This is a genomic window from Eudoraea sp., assembly GCF_039969275.1.
Taxonomy (GTDB): domain Bacteria; phylum Bacteroidota; class Bacteroidia; order Flavobacteriales; family Flavobacteriaceae; genus Eudoraea.
The window spans coordinates 98,253-118,468 of record NZ_JBDVOC010000013.1 but is presented as its reverse complement, the minus strand read 5'-3'; the positions used below and the strand labels follow the sequence as shown (position 1 = coordinate 118,468).

General features: G+C 37.5%; 15 protein-coding genes. 7 read left to right on the top strand and 8 right to left on the bottom strand.

What is annotated here, in order from left to right; all coding sequences use genetic code 11:
* Positions 1 to 1,068, top strand: a complete 1,068-nt coding sequence (locus ABJH90_RS11820) for a DUF3179 domain-containing protein (RefSeq protein ID WP_348143463.1) — start codon at positions 1 to 3, stop codon at positions 1,066 to 1,068.
* A 63-nt stretch (positions 1,069 to 1,131) separates the two neighbouring features.
* Here the strand turns inward: ABJH90_RS11820 and groL are convergent, their stop codons facing one another.
* The 7 genes from groL to miaB form a co-directional block, all read right to left on the bottom strand.
* Positions 1,132 to 2,766, bottom strand: coding sequence for a chaperonin GroEL (gene groL, locus ABJH90_RS11815; RefSeq protein WP_348143460.1), 1,635 nt, complete (start codon positions 2,764 to 2,766; stop codon positions 1,132 to 1,134).
* 22 nt (positions 2,767 to 2,788) lie between these two features.
* Positions 2,789 to 3,067, bottom strand: coding sequence for a co-chaperone GroES (locus tag ABJH90_RS11810; protein WP_297705008.1), 279 nt, complete (start codon positions 3,065 to 3,067; stop codon positions 2,789 to 2,791).
* A 138-nt stretch (positions 3,068 to 3,205) separates the two neighbouring features.
* Positions 3,206 to 3,574, bottom strand: coding sequence for a preprotein translocase subunit SecG (gene secG, locus ABJH90_RS11805; protein ID WP_348143456.1), 369 nt, complete (start codon positions 3,572 to 3,574; stop codon positions 3,206 to 3,208).
* Positions 3,575 to 4,498, bottom strand: coding sequence for a hypothetical protein (locus ABJH90_RS11800; protein WP_348143453.1), 924 nt, complete (start codon positions 4,496 to 4,498; stop codon positions 3,575 to 3,577).
* A gap of 72 nt (positions 4,499 to 4,570) precedes the next feature.
* On the bottom strand, positions 4,571 to 5,089 hold the full coding sequence (locus tag ABJH90_RS11795) for an LptE family protein (RefSeq protein WP_348143450.1): 519 nt from the start codon (positions 5,087 to 5,089) through the stop codon (positions 4,571 to 4,573).
* A gap of 47 nt (positions 5,090 to 5,136) precedes the next feature.
* Entirely contained in the window at positions 5,137 to 6,402 is a 1,266-nt protein-coding gene (locus ABJH90_RS11790; RefSeq protein WP_348143447.1) for a sigma-54 dependent transcriptional regulator, read from the bottom strand.
* 2 nt (positions 6,403 to 6,404) lie between these two features.
* Positions 6,405 to 7,850, bottom strand: coding sequence for a tRNA (N6-isopentenyl adenosine(37)-C2)-methylthiotransferase MiaB (miaB, locus tag ABJH90_RS11785; RefSeq protein ID WP_348143444.1), 1,446 nt, complete (start codon positions 7,848 to 7,850; stop codon positions 6,405 to 6,407).
* Between the two features lie 160 nt (positions 7,851 to 8,010).
* On the opposite strand from miaB, the gene ABJH90_RS11780 reads away from it, so the two are divergent.
* A complete protein-coding gene (locus ABJH90_RS11780; protein ID WP_348143442.1) occupies positions 8,011 to 9,240 on the top strand; it encodes a hypothetical protein in 1,230 nt (409 codons plus the stop codon).
* A gap of 165 nt (positions 9,241 to 9,405) precedes the next feature.
* Here the strand turns inward: ABJH90_RS11780 and ABJH90_RS11775 are convergent, their stop codons facing one another.
* Complete coding sequence (locus tag ABJH90_RS11775) at positions 9,406 to 12,549, bottom strand: glycosyl hydrolase (protein ID WP_348143440.1); 3,144 nt, start codon at positions 12,547 to 12,549, stop codon at positions 9,406 to 9,408.
* A 192-nt stretch (positions 12,550 to 12,741) separates the two neighbouring features.
* Here ABJH90_RS11775 and topA point away from each other — a divergent pair, with 192 nt between their 5' ends.
* From topA to gldM, 5 genes are all read left to right on the top strand, one after another.
* Positions 12,742 to 15,216, top strand: a complete 2,475-nt coding sequence (topA, locus tag ABJH90_RS11770) for a type I DNA topoisomerase (protein ID WP_348143439.1) — start codon at positions 12,742 to 12,744, stop codon at positions 15,214 to 15,216.
* Between the two features lie 15 nt (positions 15,217 to 15,231).
* Positions 15,232 to 16,389 carry a formimidoylglutamase gene (locus ABJH90_RS11765; RefSeq protein ID WP_348143436.1) on the top strand — a complete coding sequence of 386 codons (1,158 nt, stop codon included), beginning with the start codon at positions 15,232 to 15,234 and terminating at the stop codon, positions 16,387 to 16,389.
* A 116-nt stretch (positions 16,390 to 16,505) separates the two neighbouring features.
* Complete coding sequence (gene gldK / locus ABJH90_RS11760; protein ID WP_348143433.1) at positions 16,506 to 17,861, top strand: gliding motility lipoprotein GldK; 1,356 nt, start codon at positions 16,506 to 16,508, stop codon at positions 17,859 to 17,861.
* Between the two features lie 77 nt (positions 17,862 to 17,938).
* Positions 17,939 to 18,586 carry a gliding motility protein GldL gene (gene gldL, locus ABJH90_RS11755; protein ID WP_348143431.1) on the top strand — a complete coding sequence of 216 codons (648 nt, stop codon included), beginning with the start codon at positions 17,939 to 17,941 and terminating at the stop codon, positions 18,584 to 18,586.
* Between the two features lie 53 nt (positions 18,587 to 18,639).
* Entirely contained in the window at positions 18,640 to 20,208 is a 1,569-nt protein-coding gene (gene gldM, locus ABJH90_RS11750) for a gliding motility protein GldM (RefSeq protein ID WP_348143428.1), read from the top strand.
* Positions 20,209 to 20,216: the final 8 nt, after the last annotated feature.

Below are 20,216 nucleotides of genomic sequence, written 5' to 3'. Positions count from 1 at the left end.
ATGAAAAAGATCGTAACGTTTATTATTTGTGCCATGATGTTCCAATATTCATGTAGTTCATCCAGCACACAGGACCAGCACACAGACCCCGATAATGAAAATTCACCTGAATCTTCTGTCTGGAGTATCCCTTTGGCAGATGTTTTTGACGGAGGTCCCGGAAGAGATGGAATACCTGCACTTGAGAATCCCGGATTCGTTTCTGTCGAGGATGAGTTTGCTCTTTTAGACGGGGATTTGATTTTAGGATACAAGAATGGAGATGATATAAGGGCATATCAGCATATTGTATTGGATTGGCATGAGATAATTAATGACAATGTTGGTGATGTTTCCCTTGCTGTTACATATTGCCCTTTGACAGGAACAGGGATTGGCTGGAATAGGATAATAAAAGGGAAAGAAACCACTTTTGGCGTGTCGGGACTACTTTATAATACTAACCTGATTCCGTTTGACAGGGAAACAAGAAGTAATTGGGCGCAAATTTTGAATGAATCTGTAAACGGCGATTTACTAGGTGAAAAAGTAGAATTGATTTCACTGGTAGAAACAGACTGGAAGACCTGGAGGACCATCTATCCAAATACGAAAGTATTAAGTTTAAACACAGGTTTTTCAAGAACTTATGGGGTATACCCTTATGTAGATTATAAGACCAATACCAATTTCTTTTTATTCCCGGTTCCAAAAGATGACCGGTTACCATTAAAGGAACGCGTATTAGCTATTATAGATCGAACGGATGCCCGGGCATACCGTTTTGTGGATCTGGCAGCTGAAAATTTAGTAAGAGATACTTTTAAGGGAAATGAATACCTGGTTGTTGGAAATGAAGATTTTATGGTTTCGTTTCAACTGGATGCCAATTCTGATAGCTTGCAGTTTGAATATGTATTTAGTGGCTCAGAGATTATTTTACGAGATAATGAAAATAACGAATGGAACATATTTGGTGCGGCAGTGTCAGGTCCGCGTAGTGGAGAGCGATTAAAATCTTCGTCGGCTTTTATGGGTTACTGGTTTTCCATTCCTGCTTTTTATAGTACTGATATCTATAATAATTAGGGCATAAGCAATAAAAAAACCGCTCTTAAACAAGAGCGGTTTTTTAACTGAAATTTCAAATTCTTACATCATTCCGGGCATTCCTCCGCCACCCATTGGTGGTCCGGCAGGTGGTGTATCTTCCTTAATGTCGGTCAATGCACATTCTGTAGTCAGAATCATTCCTGCAACAGAAGCCGCATTCTCTAATGCAATCCTGGTAACCTTTTTAGGATCTATGATTCCCGCTTCAAGCATATTAACATATTTCTCGGATTTTGCGTCAAAACCGTAATCACCTTTACCATCATAAACCTTAGCAACCACTACTGAACCTTCACCACCGGCATTTTCAACAATAGTTCTTAAAGGAGATTCGATAGCTCTTGCGACAATTTGTAACCCTGTTTCTTCATCTGCATTATCTACTGATACTTTAGAAAGAACAGATTTGGATCTAATAAATGCAACACCTCCACCGGCAACAATACCTTCTTCTACTGCTGCTCTAGTTGCATGAAGTGCATCGTCTACTCTGTCTTTCTTTTCCTTCATCTCTACTTCAGAGGCTGCACCAACATATAGTACGGCAACTCCTCCAGCCAATTTAGCCAAACGTTCCTGAAGCTTTTCTTTGTCATAATCTGAGGTAGTAGTCTCTATCTGAGATTTAATTTGATTAACCCTTGTTTTTATGGTCTTTGCTGCTCCGGCTCCGTTGACAATAGTTGTATTATCCTTGTCTATGGTAACTTTTTCACAGCTTCCCAACATATCCAATGTGGTATTTTCAAGAGAGAATCCTCTTTCTTCTGAAATTACGGTGCCACCAGTCAATATAGCGATATCCTCCAACATGGCTTTTCTTCGATCGCCAAATCCAGGAGCTTTAACTGCTGCTATCTTTAAGGAACCTCTTAATTTGTTAACCACAAGAGTAGCTAACGCTTCTCCATCTACATCTTCAGAAATTATTAATAACGGTTTTCCAGATTGCGCTACCGGCTCAAGAACAGGCAACAGATCTTTCATTGTTGAGATTTTTTTATCAAACAACAAAATATATGGGTTTTCCAGGTTTGCAATCATCTTGTCAGAGTCGGTGACAAAGTAAGGAGAAAGATATCCCCTGTCGAATTGCATCCCTTCAACAACATCTACATAAGTATCTGTTCCTTTCGCTTCTTCAACTGTAATAACCCCTTCTTTACCAACTTTTCCGAAAGCTTGTGCAATAAGTTCCCCAATGTTTTCATCATTATTGGATGAAATAGTTGCAACTTGTTTAATTTTCTCAGAGGAATCACCCACTTTTTTAGTTTGCTTGGATAGGTTTTCAACTATTGCGTCAACAGCCTTATCAATTCCTCTTTTAAGATCCATTGGATTAGCACCTGCGGCAACATTTTTAAGGCCTTCCTTAACAATAGCCTGAGCTAATACGGTAGCCGTTGTAGTTCCGTCACCTGCAAGATCATTGGTTTTAGAAGCAACTTCTTTTACCATTTGTGCTCCCATATCTTCTAAAGCATCTGCCAATTCTATTTCCTTAGCAACGGTAACTCCATCTTTCGTTACAATAGGAGCTCCAAACGATTTACTGACAATTACGTTTCTTCCTTTAGGTCCTAAGGTTACTTTTACGGCGTTAGCCAGAGCGTCAACACCTCTTCTTAGACCATCGCGTGCTTCAATATCAAATTTTATATCTTTTGCCATTTTCTATTTGTAATTTTGGTTATTAAATAATTGCTAAAATGTCGCTTTCACGCATCATAAGATAATCGGAACCTTCAAGTTTAAGCTCCGTACCCGCATATTTTCCATAGAGTACAGTATCTCCCACTTTCACTGTTATTTTCTCATCTTTGGTGCCCGGACCAACTGCCACGACTTTCCCTTTTTGTGGTTTTTCCTTCGCAGTATCCGGGATATAAATCCCTGATGCCGTCTTGGTTTCCGCTGCCATCGGCTCAATAAGGACCCTGTCTGCAAGTGGTTTAATGTTTACTTTAGCCATATTACTTAGTTTTTAGTTTAAAATGTCTCCTTCTATCGGGCAGAAATTATGCCATTACTTAAAAACTGACATAATGTTAAAATAAAAATGCCAGCTTGTCATTTATGCTGGCATTGGTATATATTTCATTTCTGAATACTACTGTATTGAATCTGAAGGATTGTTATTGTCAGTTGCAGGTAATTGTTCCGGAACTTCTTCAGGAACGGTTTCAGGAACTACATTATCAATATCATCACCTTGCAGTAATTTAGATTCTCCTTCCCCAAAATTCCCTTTAAGTGCTACATTGGATAATAAAATAAGAACTATCAATAATGTAGCCAATGTCCAGGTGCTTTTATCTAAAAAATCCCCGGTCTTTTTTACACCCCCAACAATTTGAGTTCCTCCTCCGCCAAACGAAGAAGATAGACCACCTCCCTTAGGGTTTTGAACCATAATAACCAATACCAGGAGTAAACAAACCACTATGATAAGGACCAAAAATATTGAAAATGTGCTCATTTAATTTGTGTTTTCTTGTTGTAGCTTTTGCACTGCTTTTATTCGGTTTGCAAAGAAACTACTTTTTTCTGGATATTTCAAACTTAAAATCTTGTAAGCCTGAATGGCTTTTTTATACTTTTTTTGCTCAAGATAAACCTTTGCCAGAGTTTCGGTCATCAACTCATTTTTATCTATTGTAGTTGATTCTTTAATGTTAATAATTGAAGTCAGATTTTCCGTTGGAACTATCTTTGGCTTGTTCTCTATAAACTTATCTATTAACTCAAACTTTTTCTTTTTTAGAATGTCCTCTTCTAATGGAAAATGAATATCCTTCATTTCTCCTTCTATGGTTTCTTCTTTTTTCCTTTTTATTGATTTAAATGAAGTAAGTTGCAACCACTCCCCAAAAGAATGTTTTTCTCGTTTTGTAAAGGGTAGGGGTTTGCCAAGCTCTAATTCTTCTGCGGCCTTTTTTTTAGCCTCTATGAATTTATCTACTTTAGGATCCTTTGATGCAAAAAGTAAAGGATCAAGAATCTTATCTGCATCCTTAGCACTTTGTGGTAAAGGATGATCCTGAGAATCATCAATAAGGTGAGTGTCAGCATCCGGGTTAGGTTCAACTTCTTCTGAGATGATATCCTTGTCTGACAGGGGTAAAGTTTTACCAGAAATGGTATCTGCAATTGAGTTTTGAAGAAACACTTCAGAGGTAATAAAATCGAAAAGTATATCCCTGTCGGTAGTGTAGGCCGCTGTAACTTTTAGTGCGTTATTATATTTAAAGCTATTTAGATTTTTTAGTCCCTTTAAATGGAGTGCACGGGCAGCCTGGAAGTACGGGTACTCTTTAAGGATATCTTCCAATTGATTGGTCTGAACAGGTTCTAAAACCTTATCCGGATTCTGCAATAGGAATGTAAAATCTGCTACGTTCATATCAATTAATCAACTAATGTATTGAATATTGGCAATATCAGTCGACTCCTTATATCTTTATTCTGTTATATATTACCAGTCTGCCAGAGATGCATTAAAAATATCCTGCGTTATTCTTTCGAAAATGGCCTCCAGTGCTTCATCTCTAACCGAAGAAAATTGTGTATTAGCGTCGTAATCATAAAAAAAAGAAAACCGCTGTTCAAAATCTACATCTTCTTTGGTCCGATTAAAAAAGCGGACGTTTACACCCATAGTTAATCTATTCTGGGCAGCTCGCTGTTCTGCTGTGGCTGTCATTGGAGAAATTCGGAATTCTACAATTTCGCCCTCATATAATAAATCTGCATCAGAATTGCGTAAATCTAAACTTGTTTGGTTAAGGATCAGGTCCTGCAAAGCCAAAGTGAAATCTCTATCCAAGCCGGGTTCAAATGTAGATCCAGGGCTTTGAGATGCATAATTCTGAAAATAATTCACTTGAAATGAAGTTGCCGTACCAACGTCACCCCCGGTAAAGTTATAAGCTCCGCAGCCAATTAAAAGGAATAGCAAGGAGATGCACAAAATACTATTAAATTTTTTTTTCAAAAGATATAGTTCAAAAAGTTATCGAAATAGTTTAATTCAAAATTATGTTACAAATCATATTGTTTAATCTTTCTGTAAAGCGTTCTTTCAGAAATTCCCAATTCTGCGGCTGCGGCTTTTCGTTTTCCCCTATTTCTCTCCAGCGATTTTCTGATTAATTCAATTTCTTTTTCCTGTAAAGAAAGTGTTTCTTCCTCCTCTATTTCCTCTGCAAAATGGTATTTGTCTTCCTGCTGTATTTCTGGTCCTGTTTCTATTCTGGCTTCCGGAAGGGGTAAAACTTTTAATGCTTTACTCTCTTCTTCCTTAATACCCTCCCCGTTTGCACCATAGATCTTACGGATCAGATTTTCATTTTCCTCCTGTACTTTCGAGGAATCATTGTTTTGAAGCAGTTCCAAGGTAAGCTTTTTGAGATCATTAAGATCTCCTTTCATATCAAACAAGACCTTGTAAAGAATCTCTCTTTCGTTACTAAAATCACTTTCCTTTTTTCTCCTTTCAATTACGGCCGGAAGATTAGAATCGTTGGCATTTGGCAAATATTCGTTTAATGTTGATAAACTTATATTTCTTTCTGCTTCTAAAACCGAGATTTGTTCAGCAACATTTCTTAATTGCCGGATATTTCCGGGCCATCTATATTTTGTGAGTAGTTGTATGGCGTCATCCCGCAGCCTTATAGTTGGCATTTTGTATTTCTGGCCAAAATCTGACGCAAATTTTCTAAATAATAAATGAACATCTTCACTTCGTTCTCTTAGAGGAGGAATATGAATATCTACTGTACTTAATCTGTAATATAGATCTTCCCTGAATTTTCCCTCTTTGATAGCCTCTATCATATTCATGTTGGTGGCAGCCACAATACGAACGTTGGTTTTTTGTACCTGAGAAGATCCCACTTTTAGAAATTCCCCATTTTCCAATATTCTGAGTAGCCGTACCTGAGTGGTAAGTGGAAGTTCCCCTACTTCATCTAAAAAGATAGTACCGCCATCTGCAACTTCAAAATATCCTCTTCTGGTTTGTGTTGCCCCGGTAAAAGCTCCTTTTTCATGACCAAACAGCTCACTGTCTATGGTACCTTCGGGGATGGCTCCACAATTTACAGCTATATATTTTGCGTGTTTTCTATGGGATAAAGAGTGAATAATTTTTGGAACGGATTCTTTTCCAACACCACTTTCACCTGTAACCAAGACAGAAATGTCTGTAGGAGCAACCTGAATTGCCTTTTCCAACGCGCGATTGAGCTTTGGATCATTTCCGATAATCTCAAAACGTTGTTTTATTGCCTGTACACTTTCCATACTTAATTGTTTTCAGAATAACCAACTGCTTTGCCCAATAATGTGGCAGAGGTACAATTTTCTACCCGTACCATTACAAATTCTCCAATAGAATAGTTCTCTTTAGGAAAAACCACAACGGTATTTTGAGAATTACGTCCCATCCATTGTAATTCAGATTTTTTAGATGTTCCTTCAATAAGAACTTCTTCTACTTTACCTAAATGTTGTTTGGTTCTAAAAAAGCTATGCTTTAATTGCAAATCAATAATATCACTTAATCTTCTTTTCTTTACTTCCTCAGGAATATCGTCAACAAGTTTTCTCGCCGCCAATGTACCCGGGCGTTCAGAATAAGCAAACATAAAACCAAAGTCATATTTTACATATTCCATTAAAGATAAAGTATCCTGGTGATCTTCCTCGGTTTCGGTTGGGAAGCCCGTAATCATGTCCTGGCTTATGGCGCAGTCCGGTAAAATGTTACTAATATTATTTATTAAATCAAAATACTCTTCCCTGGTGTGCAATCTGTTCATTGCCTTTAAAATTCTGTCGCTTCCACTCTGAACGGGCAGGTGAATGTAATTACAGATATTTTTAAACCTGGCCATGGTTTCAATAACATCAAGGGTCAAATCCTGTGGATTTGAAGTAGAAAAACGAATCCTCATTTTGGGCTGTGCTTCTGCAACCAATTCCAATAAATTGGCAAAATTCACTGCCGTTGCTTTTTGTATTGATGATGCTGAGCTGAAATCTTTTTTTAAACCACCACCATACCACAAATAGCTATCAACATTCTGACCCAATAAGGTAACTTCCTTAAATCCTTTTACCCATAGTTCATTTACTTCATTTACAATTGAATGAGGATCCCTGCTGCGCTCCCTACCCCTTGTAAATGGCACAACACAAAAAGTACACATATTATCACAGCCACGAGTAATCGAAACAAAGGCGGTTACCCCGTTTGAATTTAATCGTACAGGAGCCACATCACCGTATGTTTCATCCTTGGAAAGTATAACATTAACGGCATTCCTTCCCTCGTCTACTTCTCGGATAAGATTTGGCAGATCCTTATAAGCATCGGGACCCACCACCATATCAACGATTTTTTCTTCTTCTAAAAGCTGACTTTTAAGCCGTTCTGCCATGCATCCTAAAACTCCTACTTTCATATGCGGGCGAGTTTTTTTAACGGCATTAAATTTTTCAAGCCTTTTTCTGACAGTAAGTTCCGCTTTTTCCCGAATAGAACATGTATTAACCAAAACAAGGTCTGCCTCTTCTAAAGAATTAGTGGTATTAAAACCTTCTTGAGCTAAAATAGAAGCAACAATTTCGCTGTCTGAAAAATTCATCTGACAGCCATAGCTCTCAATATATAAGTTACGGGTGTTTTTATTGTCTTTCTCCAGCTTAAGCGGGGTACCCTGATTTTTTTCCTCAATAATTTTCTCCATTCTAGTGTGTCTTCTGCGATAGCTCAAACAGTCTGCAAAGATAGTATATTCTATATACTAGTGACAAATTGACAGTTAATTATTTAACAAATTTTACGCAACTGGACGTTATAACAAGTATCTACTTTTATACAACCCAATATCTTAAATAAATCAGGTTATGAAAAAATGTATTTTAAGCCTGCTACTTGTTTTAGGTTTAGTATCCTGTGACAAAAAAGAAGAAGGCGATTATGCCGACTATCTTGTGGCGACCCCAATAACAATGAGCGTGACAGATTTTAAAAATAGTGTGGATGTAGTTGCGCCAAGACCTATTAATGAATCTGGTAAGATCTATGCCTATCAGAATTATATTTTTGTGAATGACAAATACAAAGGGGTACATGTTATTGATAATAGTGACCCAAGTTCTCCGCAAAAAATTTCATTTATTAAAATAGCGGGTAACGTAGATATTTCTGTTAAAGGAAATTTCCTATACGCCGACAGTTTAACCGACTTAATAGTGTTAGACATTTCTGAAATTAATGCTATAAGAATTGTTAATCGAATGGAAGACGTCTTACGCGATAATGTTGTATGGCCCGTCGCTGATATTTATGAATACGATGGGGTAGATTATCAGAATGAAATTTTAATCGGGTGGGATGTTAAGACTGAAAGCAGATTGAAATCTGAAGTATATGATCGTTTTGATGATCAGATATTGCTGGCCGAAGCTGCCAATGATAGCCAGGTTGGACAAGGAGGTTCGCTGGCGCGATTTAAAATTGTAAATGATTATTTATACGTTGTAGACAGTCACACAATTAATGTGTTTGAAATTAGTGATTTGGAAAACCCCAAGGATCTGGAAGATATATATGCCGGTTTCGATATTGAAACAATTTTTAACAGAGGTAATAATTTGTTTTTAGGAAGTATGCGGGGTATGTATATATATGATATAACCTCTCCGGCCACACCGACATTTATTTCAGAATTTCAACACGGCACTGCTTGTGACCCTGTAATAGTTGATGGAGATTATGCCTATGTTACCTTGCGTGGAGGTAATAATTGCGGGGCTACTGAAAGCGGCTTATTTATTGTTGATATTTCGGACATTACCACACCTGTCCTGGCAACATCATACGCAATGGATGAACCTTATGGGCTGGGAATAAAAGAGAACAAATTATTTATCTGCGATGGGAAATTTGGTCTTAAGGTTTATGATAAAACTAATATTGATAATCTTGTATCATTAAATCATTATGAGAATATTATCACTTTTGATGTCATTCCAATGGATGAAACTTTGATAATGATTGGTGATGAAATCCTGTACCAGTATAGATATTTAGATAACGATATAGAACTAATCAGTGCTATGAATCTAAACTAGATTTTTATGAGATTTATAGGAAACATCCCGTATTTTGGGATGTTTTTTTATGCATTGATATGGACTAAAAACACCAAATAAAAAATTTGACATACTTTTGTTATTGCGTTTTATGCAGATAAATTAAAGATGGTATTCAAATTACAGAGATACTATGAATAAGTACTAATCAATAGAAATCATTTTTATCTGATTGTCTAATACTTGACTATTAATTTTATTTATATAAGCCTCAAACAAAGCGTTTAAACCGTTTATCTCTATGTCCAATTCCTTTTTAATATCCTTAAAAAAAGCAAGTGCCTGATCCGTTGGAGGGTAATCCCCTCTTTGAGAATCTGACATCAGAAATGCCAACCTATTGTTTATTCTGATACCATAATTTAACGGATCTTGCCTACTTTGATTTTTAGTCATATGGATATTATTTTCAACTTTGTCTAACTTGGTTTCAAACTCGTCTATAAGTTTTTTAAGCTCCTCCTCAGTCGTAACCTTTTCCTTTACATAAGCCAAATCTTTTTTTATAGAGCGGATATCAATAATTGCCTGATTAGCTCTGTTAACCTGATCCCGTACTTTTATGAGGAAATCAAATTGATTTTTAAAATCGGTGTCTGTATTCGGGAGTCTTGGATCTTTTACTATGGTAAATTCCTTTTCAGATGCCATTCCATTATATGTAAGTCTTACCCTATAAGTGCCAGGAACTGCTTTTGGACCTACATTAGGAGAAGAGTACAAAACCATACCTTCAAAGCTTTTAAAGCCAGGATATCTTAGATCCCAGATAAAACGATTTCCACCTGTGGCAACTTTTAAAGGTTTTGAGGCCGACGGATCCAGTTTGTCTGCTTTAGAATTCGTGTTATACTTTTGAACTAATGTGCCTTTAGAGTCCAATATCTCCAGGGTAATAGTATCTGTTTCCTTTTTATCTTTTAGATAATAATTAATAATGACCCCATTTGGATGATTTTCACCTTCTAACCTCATATCGGGTTTACTCCTGCCCTGCGACTGTTTCGTTCTATAAGTAATATCGGGTTTATATAGATAAAAGTCGCTTTTTGCCATTTCTTCTGTGAGTTGATGTAAGGGGGTTAAATCATCAATCATCCAAAAACTTCTTCCATGTGTGGCGGCAATAAGATCGTTATCTCTTACGGCTAAATCTCTTATTGAGGTTATAGGAAGATTTAATTGAAATGAAGACCAATGTTGTCCGTCATCAAAAGAAACGTACATTCCCCATTCGGTACCTGCATATAATAACCCTTCTCTAACTTTATCTGACCGAATAGCTCTGGTATAATGTTTATTCTTTATCCCATTGGTAATGAGTGTCCAACTCTCACCATAATTAATGGTTTTATAAAGGTAGGGGGTATAGTCGCCAAACTTATAGGACGTTGCAGCCAAATAGGCAACGCCTTCTTTGAACGGGCTTGGTTCAATACAATTAATCATATTTAATTTGGGTGACATCTTAGATGGGGGGGTGATATTTTTCCATGTTTTTCCGTCATCTTTGGTAATATGTACTAGGCCGTCATCACTACCTACATAAATAACCCCTTTCTCTAAGGTTGATTCTGCAATCGCAAAAATATTAGAATAAAACTCTGCCCCTGTATTATCTTGCGTAATAGGTCCTCCAGAGGATTTTATTGTTTCAGGAAGACCCCTGGTCAAATCGGGCGAGATTACCTCCCAGGATTGTCCTTCGTTTGTGGAAATATGTAAAAAATTGGATCCTGCATATAGACGGTTTTGGTTATGTATACTAAACATAACGGGATAATTCCAATTAAAACGATATTTCATAATTTCTACTCCAGAACCCGCAGGATTGTCTGGCCAGACATTCGTAGACCTTGTCTGATCTAATGAATGGTCATAGCGCATCATATATCCTTTATAAGTGCCACCATATACTATATCATTATTCTTTGGGTCAACAGCTAAATGAGCGCTCTCTCCTCCCGCGGTTATCTCCCAATCTTTTTCTCCGATGCTGTTTCCAGAGCTTCTATGGGAGATTCTAACCGTAGAGTTGTCTTGTTGTGCGCCGTATATTCTATATGGAAAATTATTATCTGTGGTAACGCGGTAGAATTGCGCAGTAGGCTGGTTGTGATAGGTTGTCCAATTGGTTCCCCCATCATTTGATATTTGCCCCCCACCATCATCCGCTATAATCATCCGTTGATTATTATCCGGGTCTATCCACAAATCATGATGATCTCCGTGAGGGGCATTTTTCAATATAAAAGTTTTGCCACCATCGGTAGATACACCATAACTTACATTCATTACATAAACTTTATTCTTATCTTGAGTGTCTGCATAGATTCTACTGTAATACCAGGCTCTTTGTCGTAGTGCTCTGTTTTGGTTGATTTTCTTCCAGGTATTTCCTGCGTCATCAGATCTAAAAAGCCCGCCATCTTCAGCTTCTATTATTGCCCATACTCTATTTGAATCTACCGGCGATACTGTAATACCCACTATACCCCAGGGTCCTGAAGGAAGCCCATTATGTTCTGTGATATCGGTCCATGTATTGCCACTATCAGTGCTTTTATAAAGTTTACTGTCTGGTCCACCGCTGTCCATTCTATAACCGTTTCTCTTCATTTCCCAGGTAGAGGCATAAATAATCCTGGGATTATTTGGGTCTAGGATGAGATCACCTGCGCCAGCTTTATTACTTATATAAAGAACCTTTTCCCATGAAGAACCACCGTCAAGACTTTTGTAAACTCCTCTAGTCTCATTGGGAATCCATAGATTTCCAATTACCGCAACATAAACCATATTCGGATTGGTAGGGTGAATGCGAATTCTGGCAATATGTTCGGATCCTTCTAGGCCAATAAATTTCCAGGTCTCTCCGGCATCAACGCTTTTCCAAATTCCGTTTCCAGAAGAAACATTTCCTCGCAACGTTTGTTCCCCTTCGCCTACATAAATTACATTAGGATCGGATTCTGAAACAGCAACCGCCCCTATGGAGCCTCCAAAATAACCGTCAGAAATGCATTCCCAAGTACTCCCTGCATCAGTTGTTTTCCAAACACCGCTACCAGCAGTTCCCATATAATAAAGTAAATCATTATCCTTTACGCCTGTTACCGTTCCGGCCCTCCCTCCTCTAAACGGGCCTACTAATCGCCATTCTATAGAATTGTAAAGGGTTTCATTATATATTTTGGTGCTTAGATCTTTAGTTTTTCTTTGTGAATTAGAAGTTATAGGAATTATTAGAAAAAAGAATAAAACCAGGATTGAGATCTTTTGAAACATATTATATGGGTTAGTGATTTGCATAAAAATAACATATTTTTCCCTTCTTTTCACCAATTAAAAACAAATCCTAAAGGCATTTTATAAGGGGTAAAATTCCGGTTACTTTGGACTTCTAAATAACTTTGGTTTTACAACGCATCAACAGAAATAAAAAATTTGACATACTTTTGTCTCTTCAAAAACTGATGAATGGCTAAGAATTTAGTAATCGTAGAGTCGCCTGCAAAGGCTAAAACAATAGAAAAATTTCTTGGAAAAGATTATAAAGTTGAATCCAGTTTTGGCCATATAGCCGATCTTCCTTCCAAAGAGTTGGGAGTTGATGTGGAAAAGGACTTTAAACCTAAATATATTGTTGGCCAGGACAAAAAGGCCCTGGTGAAAAAGCTGAAGGATCTTGCAAAAAAAGCAGACACCATATGGCTGGCGAGTGATGAAGACCGGGAAGGGGAAGCAATTTCCTGGCATTTGGCGGAGACACTAGACCTTGATCGATCCAGAACTAAACGTATTGTGTTTAATTCAATTACCAAGTCGGCTATTCAAAAGGCAATTGAAAACCCAAGAGAAATAAATTATAACCTGGTAAATGCCCAACAGGCAAGAAGAGTTCTTGATAGGTTGGTTGGATACGAATTGTCACCTGTTCTTTGGAAAAAAATTAAACCCGGCTTATCTGCGGGCAGGGTTCAATCTGTAGCTGTTCGTTTAATTGTTGAAAGAGAACGCGACATTGATGTTTTTAACCCTGAAGCTTCCTACAAGGTAGTGGCGGAATTTAAAACTGAGAAAGGAAATGTCTTTGGAGCAAAACTCGGAAAGAACTTCCAAACTAAAGAAGAGGCTCAGGTGTTTTTAAATAAAAATGCAGGAGCCCTGTTTAATGTTGCAAGCCTGGATAAAAAACTTGCAAAAAAATCACCTTCCGCACCATTTACTACTTCTACTTTACAGCAGGAGGCATCCCGTAAATTATATTTTTCAGTAGCGAGAACTATGCAGGTTGCGCAGCGTTTATATGAAGCTGGTCTAATTACTTACATGAGGACAGACAGTGTAAATTTATCAGGAGAAGCAATAGGGGCTGCTAAAGACACCATTATTCAGAATTATGGTGAAAAGTATAGTAAAGTCAGAAATTATAAAGGCAAATCGAAAGGAGCTCAGGAAGCGCATGAAGCCATACGACCCACAGATATGAATTTACAATCTCCTTCACTGGAAAGAGATCAGTCTAAATTATACGAATTGATTTGGAAACGTACGCTTGCCTCACAAATGAGCGATGCACAATTAGAACGTACTAATGTAAAAATCAAATCGAACTCTTATCAGGAAGAATTTACCGCAAATGGTGAAGTCATTAAATTTGATGGCTTTTTAAAGGTTTATCTTGAGGGTAAGGACGAAGAGGATATAGCTGAAGAGCAGGAAGGTTTGCTACCGGCAATGAAAACCGGCGATGAGTTATTCTATAATTATATAACGGCAACAGAACGGTTCACAAGACCCCCGTATAGATATACAGAGGCTACATTGGTAAAGAAACTGGAGGAACTGGGTATAGGAAGACCCTCAACTTATGCCCCAACAATATCCACTGTTCAAAATAGAGGATATGTGGAAAAAGGAAGTATTGAAGGTGAAGAACGAAAGTATTCACAACTGATTTTAAAATCAGATAAGGTTGAGGAAAAATCTCTTACAGAGGTAATTGGCTCAGATAAAGGCAAATTGGTACCTACTGACATAGGGATGATTGTAAATGATTTTTTGGTGAATCATTTTGCACATATTTTAGATTACAACTTTACTGCCAAAGTGGAGAAAGATTTTGACGAAATAGCCAAAGGTCAGGAAGATTGGCAAAAGGTAATGAAGGACTTTTATCAGGACTTTCACCCAAATGTACTGGATGTTGAGGAAAACGCCGAACGTGCAAGTGGAGAACGTGTCCTGGGGACAGACCCTAAATCGGGAAGACAAGTTGCAGTTCGTTTGGGACGATTTGGTCCTATGGTTCAAATTGGTACGGTTGAAGAAGAGGACAAGCCATTATTTGCAAGTTTACTTCCGGAACAATCCCTTAATACGATTACCTATGAGGAAGCAATGGAACTTTTCCAACTTCCCAGAAAATTGGGTGTATTTGAAGGAGAGGAAGTAGAGGCCAATGTGGGCAGATTTGGTCCTTATGTTAGATTTGGGAAAAAATTTGTCTCTTTGGACAAAGGCGAAAGTGCTTTTGATGTTAATCTTGAAAGGGCAATAGAATTAATTCGCGAAAAGCAAAAAGCCGATGCTCCTATCGCAGTTTATGAAAATAAAGATGTTACTAAAGGTAAGGGTCGTTTTGGACCTTTTATCAAATGGGATGGTATGTTTATTAATGTAAATAAAAAGTATGACTTTGATAATCTTTCGGAAGCTGATCTTATTGAGTTGATAGAATCTAAAAAACAAAAAGAGGCAGAGAAACTTATCAAGGAATGGTCTGATGAAGGCATCCGGATTGAAAAGGCGCGATGGGGAAGGCACAATATTATCAAAGGCAAGACCAAGGTTGAACTTGCTAAAGACGTAGATGCAGCCAATATCTCCCTGGAAGATGCACAAGCATTACTCGAAAAGAAAAAACCCAAAAAGAAGACTAAGAAAACCTAAGACTAGCGTACAAATATGGCGTTCGATTTTTTACTTCCTGTTAATGAAATGGCCCTTGCCCACTGTGAGTTATTACCACCACAATCTCTTGGCCGGAATATTTTTAAACACACAGAAAAAAAAGGGTTACCTGTCTTAGCTAATGCTTCCTTTGCCTTAATAGGAGTTCTGGAGTCGAGAAATGCATTTGAAAAGAAAACAGAGCGACTAGATACGACTGAGATCAGAATTCAGCTTTACAAGCTCTTGATGGGTAATTGGAATTCAGTTTTTGTTGACCTGGGGGATATAGCGGAAGGAGAATCGGTCGAGGATACTTATTTTGTTGTAAAGGAAATTGTAGCAGAATTACTTGAAGAAAATGTGATTCCTATAATAATTGGGGCCACTCAGGATATTACTTACCCTTCTTATAGGGCATTTGATAAAATTAAGGATATGGTAAATCTGGTGTCAATAGACAGCAGGTTTGATTTCGGGGCGGATGAGGAACTTATTTCTTCCCATTCATATATGAGTAAAATAATTACAGATAAGCCCAACAATCTTTTCAACTTTTCAAATATTGGTTATCAAAGCTATTTCAATGCACAGGAAGAAATAGATCTGATGGACCGCCTATTTTTTGATGCATACAGACTGGGAGAAATAACTTCCGACATTTCCTTGGCAGAACCTGTATTGAGAAACGCGCATATTGTAAGCCTTGATGCCAGAGCAATAAAAGCAGGCGAGATAGATGGATCTAAGAATTTTTCTCCAAATGGATTTAATGGAAGAGAAATATGTGCAATAGCCAGATATGCCGGCATGAGTGATAATGTTGCAATATTTGGAATATATGAAAGCGAGAATACCGTACAATCCTTTCAATTAATTTCACAAATTATCTGGTATTTCATAGAAGGATATAATTTTAGAATAAAAGAGTTGCCGAGTGCTAAAAGCAAAGATTTTAACAAGTTTAATGTGCCTACAGAAACCGAGCAATTAATTTTTTATAAAAGTTTACTTACCGAAAGATGGTGGGTTGAGATTCCATCAATTTTATCTTCACATAATAAAATAAATTCACCTGCGTTATTACCTTGCACTGAACAGGACTATTTAGACGCATGTAACCAAAATATTCCCGAAAGGTGGTTCAAGGCCTATAAGAAAGGTTTTAACTAACATCAAATTATTTTAAAGGATAGACTGTTTTATACAATAAATTATTCAAAATGCAGTTTTAGAGAATAATAATTGTGAATACTGTTTATAGTCTTAATCGAAATTTAACCTAAAGTATGAAGAAGCTATTGTTATTATCTATAGCGTTTGTTTTTTTGCTCACTAGTTGTGGGTCTAAAACAAAAGGAGAACTAGTCGGAGTCCAGGGTAAAAAGTGGTATCCGGAAAAACCTTATGGAATGGAACTAATCCCAAGAGGAGCATTTATCATGGGTAAAAGTGAGGAAGATGTAGGGAAGGTTCTTAATGCGCCAACCAAAACTGTAACCGTAAGATCATTCTATATGGATGATACGGAAATAACTAACAGCGAATATCGCCAGTTTGTAGAATGGGTGAAAGATTCCATCGTAAGAACTAAGCTGGCCATCCTGGCTGATGAATTAGGGATGGGTCCGGAAGATGAAGGTATCGGCGAATATGCATTTAAGGATGCCGATACTACCAATATGTCTACGTATGAAAAGTACATGTTGGATAATTATTCCGGGATGGGCGAAACTGGTTATGAAGGAAGAAGCCTAAATAGAGATCAGGATTTGATCTGGGACATTTCGGATTATCCGGATGAATACTATACAGAAATAATGGATTCAATATATATTCCTGAAGAGGAATCATATAACGGTCAGCGAACTGTAGATGTCACAAAAATTAAATACAGTTACAACTGGATGGACATTGAGGCAGCTGCACGTTCAAGAGATGCCAGAAGAAAAGATTTTATTAGACATGAAGAATTGGAGATCTATCCGGATACGACCGTTTGGATAAGAGACTTTCAGTACTCTTATAATGAACCAATGCATAATGACTATTTCTGGCACGATGCCTATAGTGATTATCCGGTTGTTGGAGTTTCATGGCAACAGGCCCAGGCTTTTTGCAACTGGAGAACGAAATTTAAAAATGATGACCAGAAGAGCAGAGGAAGACAATTTGTTAATGGATTCAGATTACCTACGGAAGCTGAATGGGAATATGCCGCCAGAGGTGGAATTGAAAGTGGAACTTATCCCTGGGGTGGTCCTTACGTGATCAGCGATACAGGTTGCTTTATGGCTAACTTTAAACCACAGCGGGGTGATTACGCAGCGGATGCGGCTTTGTATACGGTAGAAGCCAAGTCTTATGAACCAAATGACTATAACCTTTACAATATGGCAGGAAATGTTTCTGAATGGACTAACTCCAGCTATGACCCAAATTCATACGAATATGAATCTACTATGAATCCCAATGCAGGTGATTATGGTAACAAAAGAAAAGTTATACGCGGAGGTTCTTGGAAAGATGTTGCTTATTTCCTACAGGTAAGTACCAGAGATTATGAGTATAGAGATTCTGCCAGAAGTTATATCGGTTTTAGGACCGTTCAAGATTATATGGGAGAGGAAGACTCAACACAATAGTTTTTGCGTATATAAATAAATCAAACAATAAACCAAATACTTATTTTTAACATTAAACTTAAATTAAATTTAGAATTATGGCACAGTCAAAATCAACAAAGAAATTATTTAACATGGCCTATGGCCTCGGAGCATCGGTGGTTATCATTGGTGCGTTATTTAAAATCCTGCACTGGGAATTTGGACCTCTAACAGGTGGTCTTCTTCTTGCGGTAGGTCTTATTACAGAAGCACTTATTTTTGCAATTAGTGCATTTGAACCAGTAGATGACGAATACGATTGGTCTCTTGTATACCCTGAATTATCAGGAGGTATGTCTGGTGGTAAAAATGATGTTTCAGATGCTAAAGAGGCAGAAGGTATATTATCCAGGAAGTTAGATGAGCTTTTAAAAGAAGCCAACATAGATGCTAACCTTATGGAAAGCCTTGGAGAGAGCATTCGTAATTTTGAAGGTGCTGCAAAAGGTATTGCTCCTTCAGTAGATGCAATGGAATCTACCAAAAAATATTCAGATGAAATGGTAGAGGCAGCAGCTCAAATGGAGTCGTTAAACAGCTTATACAAAGTACAATTGGAAAGCGCTAGCAGACAAGCTTCTGTAAATGAAGAAGTTGTTCAGAACGCAAGTGCTCTTAAAGACCAAATGGAATCTCTTGCTTCCAATCTTTCTTCCTTAAATGGAGTATATGGCGGCATGTTATCTGCAATGAGCAAAAACTAATTAGTGTATTAGTAAACCCAAATCAAAATTTTAATCAAAACTAATTAGAAAACATGGCAGGAGGAAAATTGTCACCACGTCAGAAGATGATCAACTTAATGTATTTGATCTTTATCGCAATGCTGGCGTTAAATATGAGTAAGGAAGTTCTGGCGGCATTCGGTCTTATGAACGAAAAGCTGGAAGCTTCTAACGCAAAAACCACAGAGAACAATCTAGCGTTCTTAAATGGTTTAGAAACTAAAGCATCTGAAAATGCGGAAAAATTTGGTCCGCTACTAGAAGATGCCAAAAAGATTAAGGAATTGTCCCAGGAATATTATGATTATCTGGAGGCCCTTAAAGGTAAAATGTTAATCGAGATTAAAGATCCTAAAGATTATCAGGTTATGGATAAGTCTGATTATTTAGATCAGAAATTTTTTCAAGGCGATAACCTGGCTCCTGAAGGGAAAGAATTCTTAAAAAGGATTACTGATTATCGTACTCAAGTTTCAGCTATTTTACCGGAAAGCATGAGTGAAGTTAAGGCTTCTGTTCAAACCAGATTTGAAACTGGTGATGCTAAAGGTAAAGTTGAGAAAAGAGATGGAACAAAACAGGATTGGATCAACTATCATTTCGAAGGTTTTCCGGTTGTTGCTTCTCTAACTAAGATAACACAGATTCAATCTGATGTTAAGGCTACAGAGCAGGATGCTTTAAAGTCTATGTTAGAAGGTCAGTTGACCAGTGAAGTTTCTATGACTAATTATACCACACTCCTAGAGCAGGAAAAATCGGCTTTTTATGCTGGTGAGAAATTCTCAGGGGCAGTTGTATTAGGTCGTAAAGATGCTACAACAAGGCCAAATGAAGTTAATCTTACTTTAGATGGAAGAAAACTTAGTGAAGGTAAGGATTATGAGATTGATAATGGTCAGGTTAGACTTTTAGTTAGTGCCGGTGCGCCCGGAGACCATAAGATTGCTGGTAACCTGGTATTTATTCAGGATGGTGAGAGAACAGAAGTTCCTGTTGCTCAAACATTTGCCACAATCACTAAACCAAATGCCGCATTAATTGCAGCAGATAAGATGAATGTGGTTTATCGAGGGGTTTCTAATCCAATGTCGATTTCTATTCCTGGAATACCAAATAACAAGGTTAGTGCATCAGCTCCGGGTCTTAAGAGAAGACAAGGCAGCAAGTATATCATGAACCCGGGAACGGGAAGAACAGTTACAATTGTCGCATCTGGTACCTTGCCTGACGGACAACGTGTTTCCTCAAAATCTGAGTTCAGAATTAAGGATATTCCACGACCTTCCGGATCTATTAGAGGAGAAACTGGAAGTGCCAAGATGCCTAGAAGAAATCTTGAAATTGCAACAATTGGTGCATTACTTGAAGACTTCGATTTTGACTTGAATCTTGCAATTAGCGGATTTAAATTTAAAGTTCCAGGTCAACCCACGGTAAGTGTAAAAGGTAACAAACTGGATTCAAGAGCTAAATCGGCCTTGAAAAGAGCTAAAAGAGGTGATGCTCTTCAGGTATTCGATATTCAAGCGTATATCACGAATAACAAAAGCTATAAACTGAAGAAAGTATCTCCGGTAATTATAGAGATTACGAACTAAGAATAGTA

Coding starts and splice junctions, on each gene's coding strand:
- ABJH90_RS11820 (WP_348143463.1), top strand. CDS start 1: ATGAAAAAGATCGTAACGTTTATTATTTGTGCCATGATGTTCCAATAT.
- groL (WP_348143460.1), bottom strand. CDS start 2,766: ATGGCAAAAGATATAAAATTTGATATTGAAGCACGCGATGGTCTAAGA.
- ABJH90_RS11810 (WP_297705008.1), bottom strand. CDS start 3,067: ATGGCTAAAGTAAACATTAAACCACTTGCAGACAGGGTCCTTATTGAG.
- secG (WP_348143456.1), bottom strand. CDS start 3,574: ATGAGCACATTTTCAATATTTTTGGTCCTTATCATAGTGGTTTGTTTA.
- ABJH90_RS11800 (WP_348143453.1), bottom strand. CDS start 4,498: ATGAACGTAGCAGATTTTACATTCCTATTGCAGAATCCGGATAAGGTT.
- ABJH90_RS11790 (WP_348143447.1), bottom strand. CDS start 6,402: ATGGAAAGTGTACAGGCAATAAAACAACGTTTTGAGATTATCGGAAAT.
- miaB (WP_348143444.1), bottom strand. CDS start 7,850: ATGGAGAAAATTATTGAGGAAAAAAATCAGGGTACCCCGCTTAAGCTG.
- ABJH90_RS11780 (WP_348143442.1), top strand. CDS start 8,011: ATGAAAAAATGTATTTTAAGCCTGCTACTTGTTTTAGGTTTAGTATCC.
- ABJH90_RS11775 (WP_348143440.1), bottom strand. CDS start 12,549: ATGTTTCAAAAGATCTCAATCCTGGTTTTATTCTTTTTTCTAATAATT.
- topA (WP_348143439.1), top strand. CDS start 12,742: ATGGCTAAGAATTTAGTAATCGTAGAGTCGCCTGCAAAGGCTAAAACA.
- ABJH90_RS11765 (WP_348143436.1), top strand. CDS start 15,232: ATGGCGTTCGATTTTTTACTTCCTGTTAATGAAATGGCCCTTGCCCAC.
- gldK (WP_348143433.1), top strand. CDS start 16,506: ATGAAGAAGCTATTGTTATTATCTATAGCGTTTGTTTTTTTGCTCACT.
- gldL (WP_348143431.1), top strand. CDS start 17,939: ATGGCACAGTCAAAATCAACAAAGAAATTATTTAACATGGCCTATGGC.
- gldM (WP_348143428.1), top strand. CDS start 18,640: ATGGCAGGAGGAAAATTGTCACCACGTCAGAAGATGATCAACTTAATG.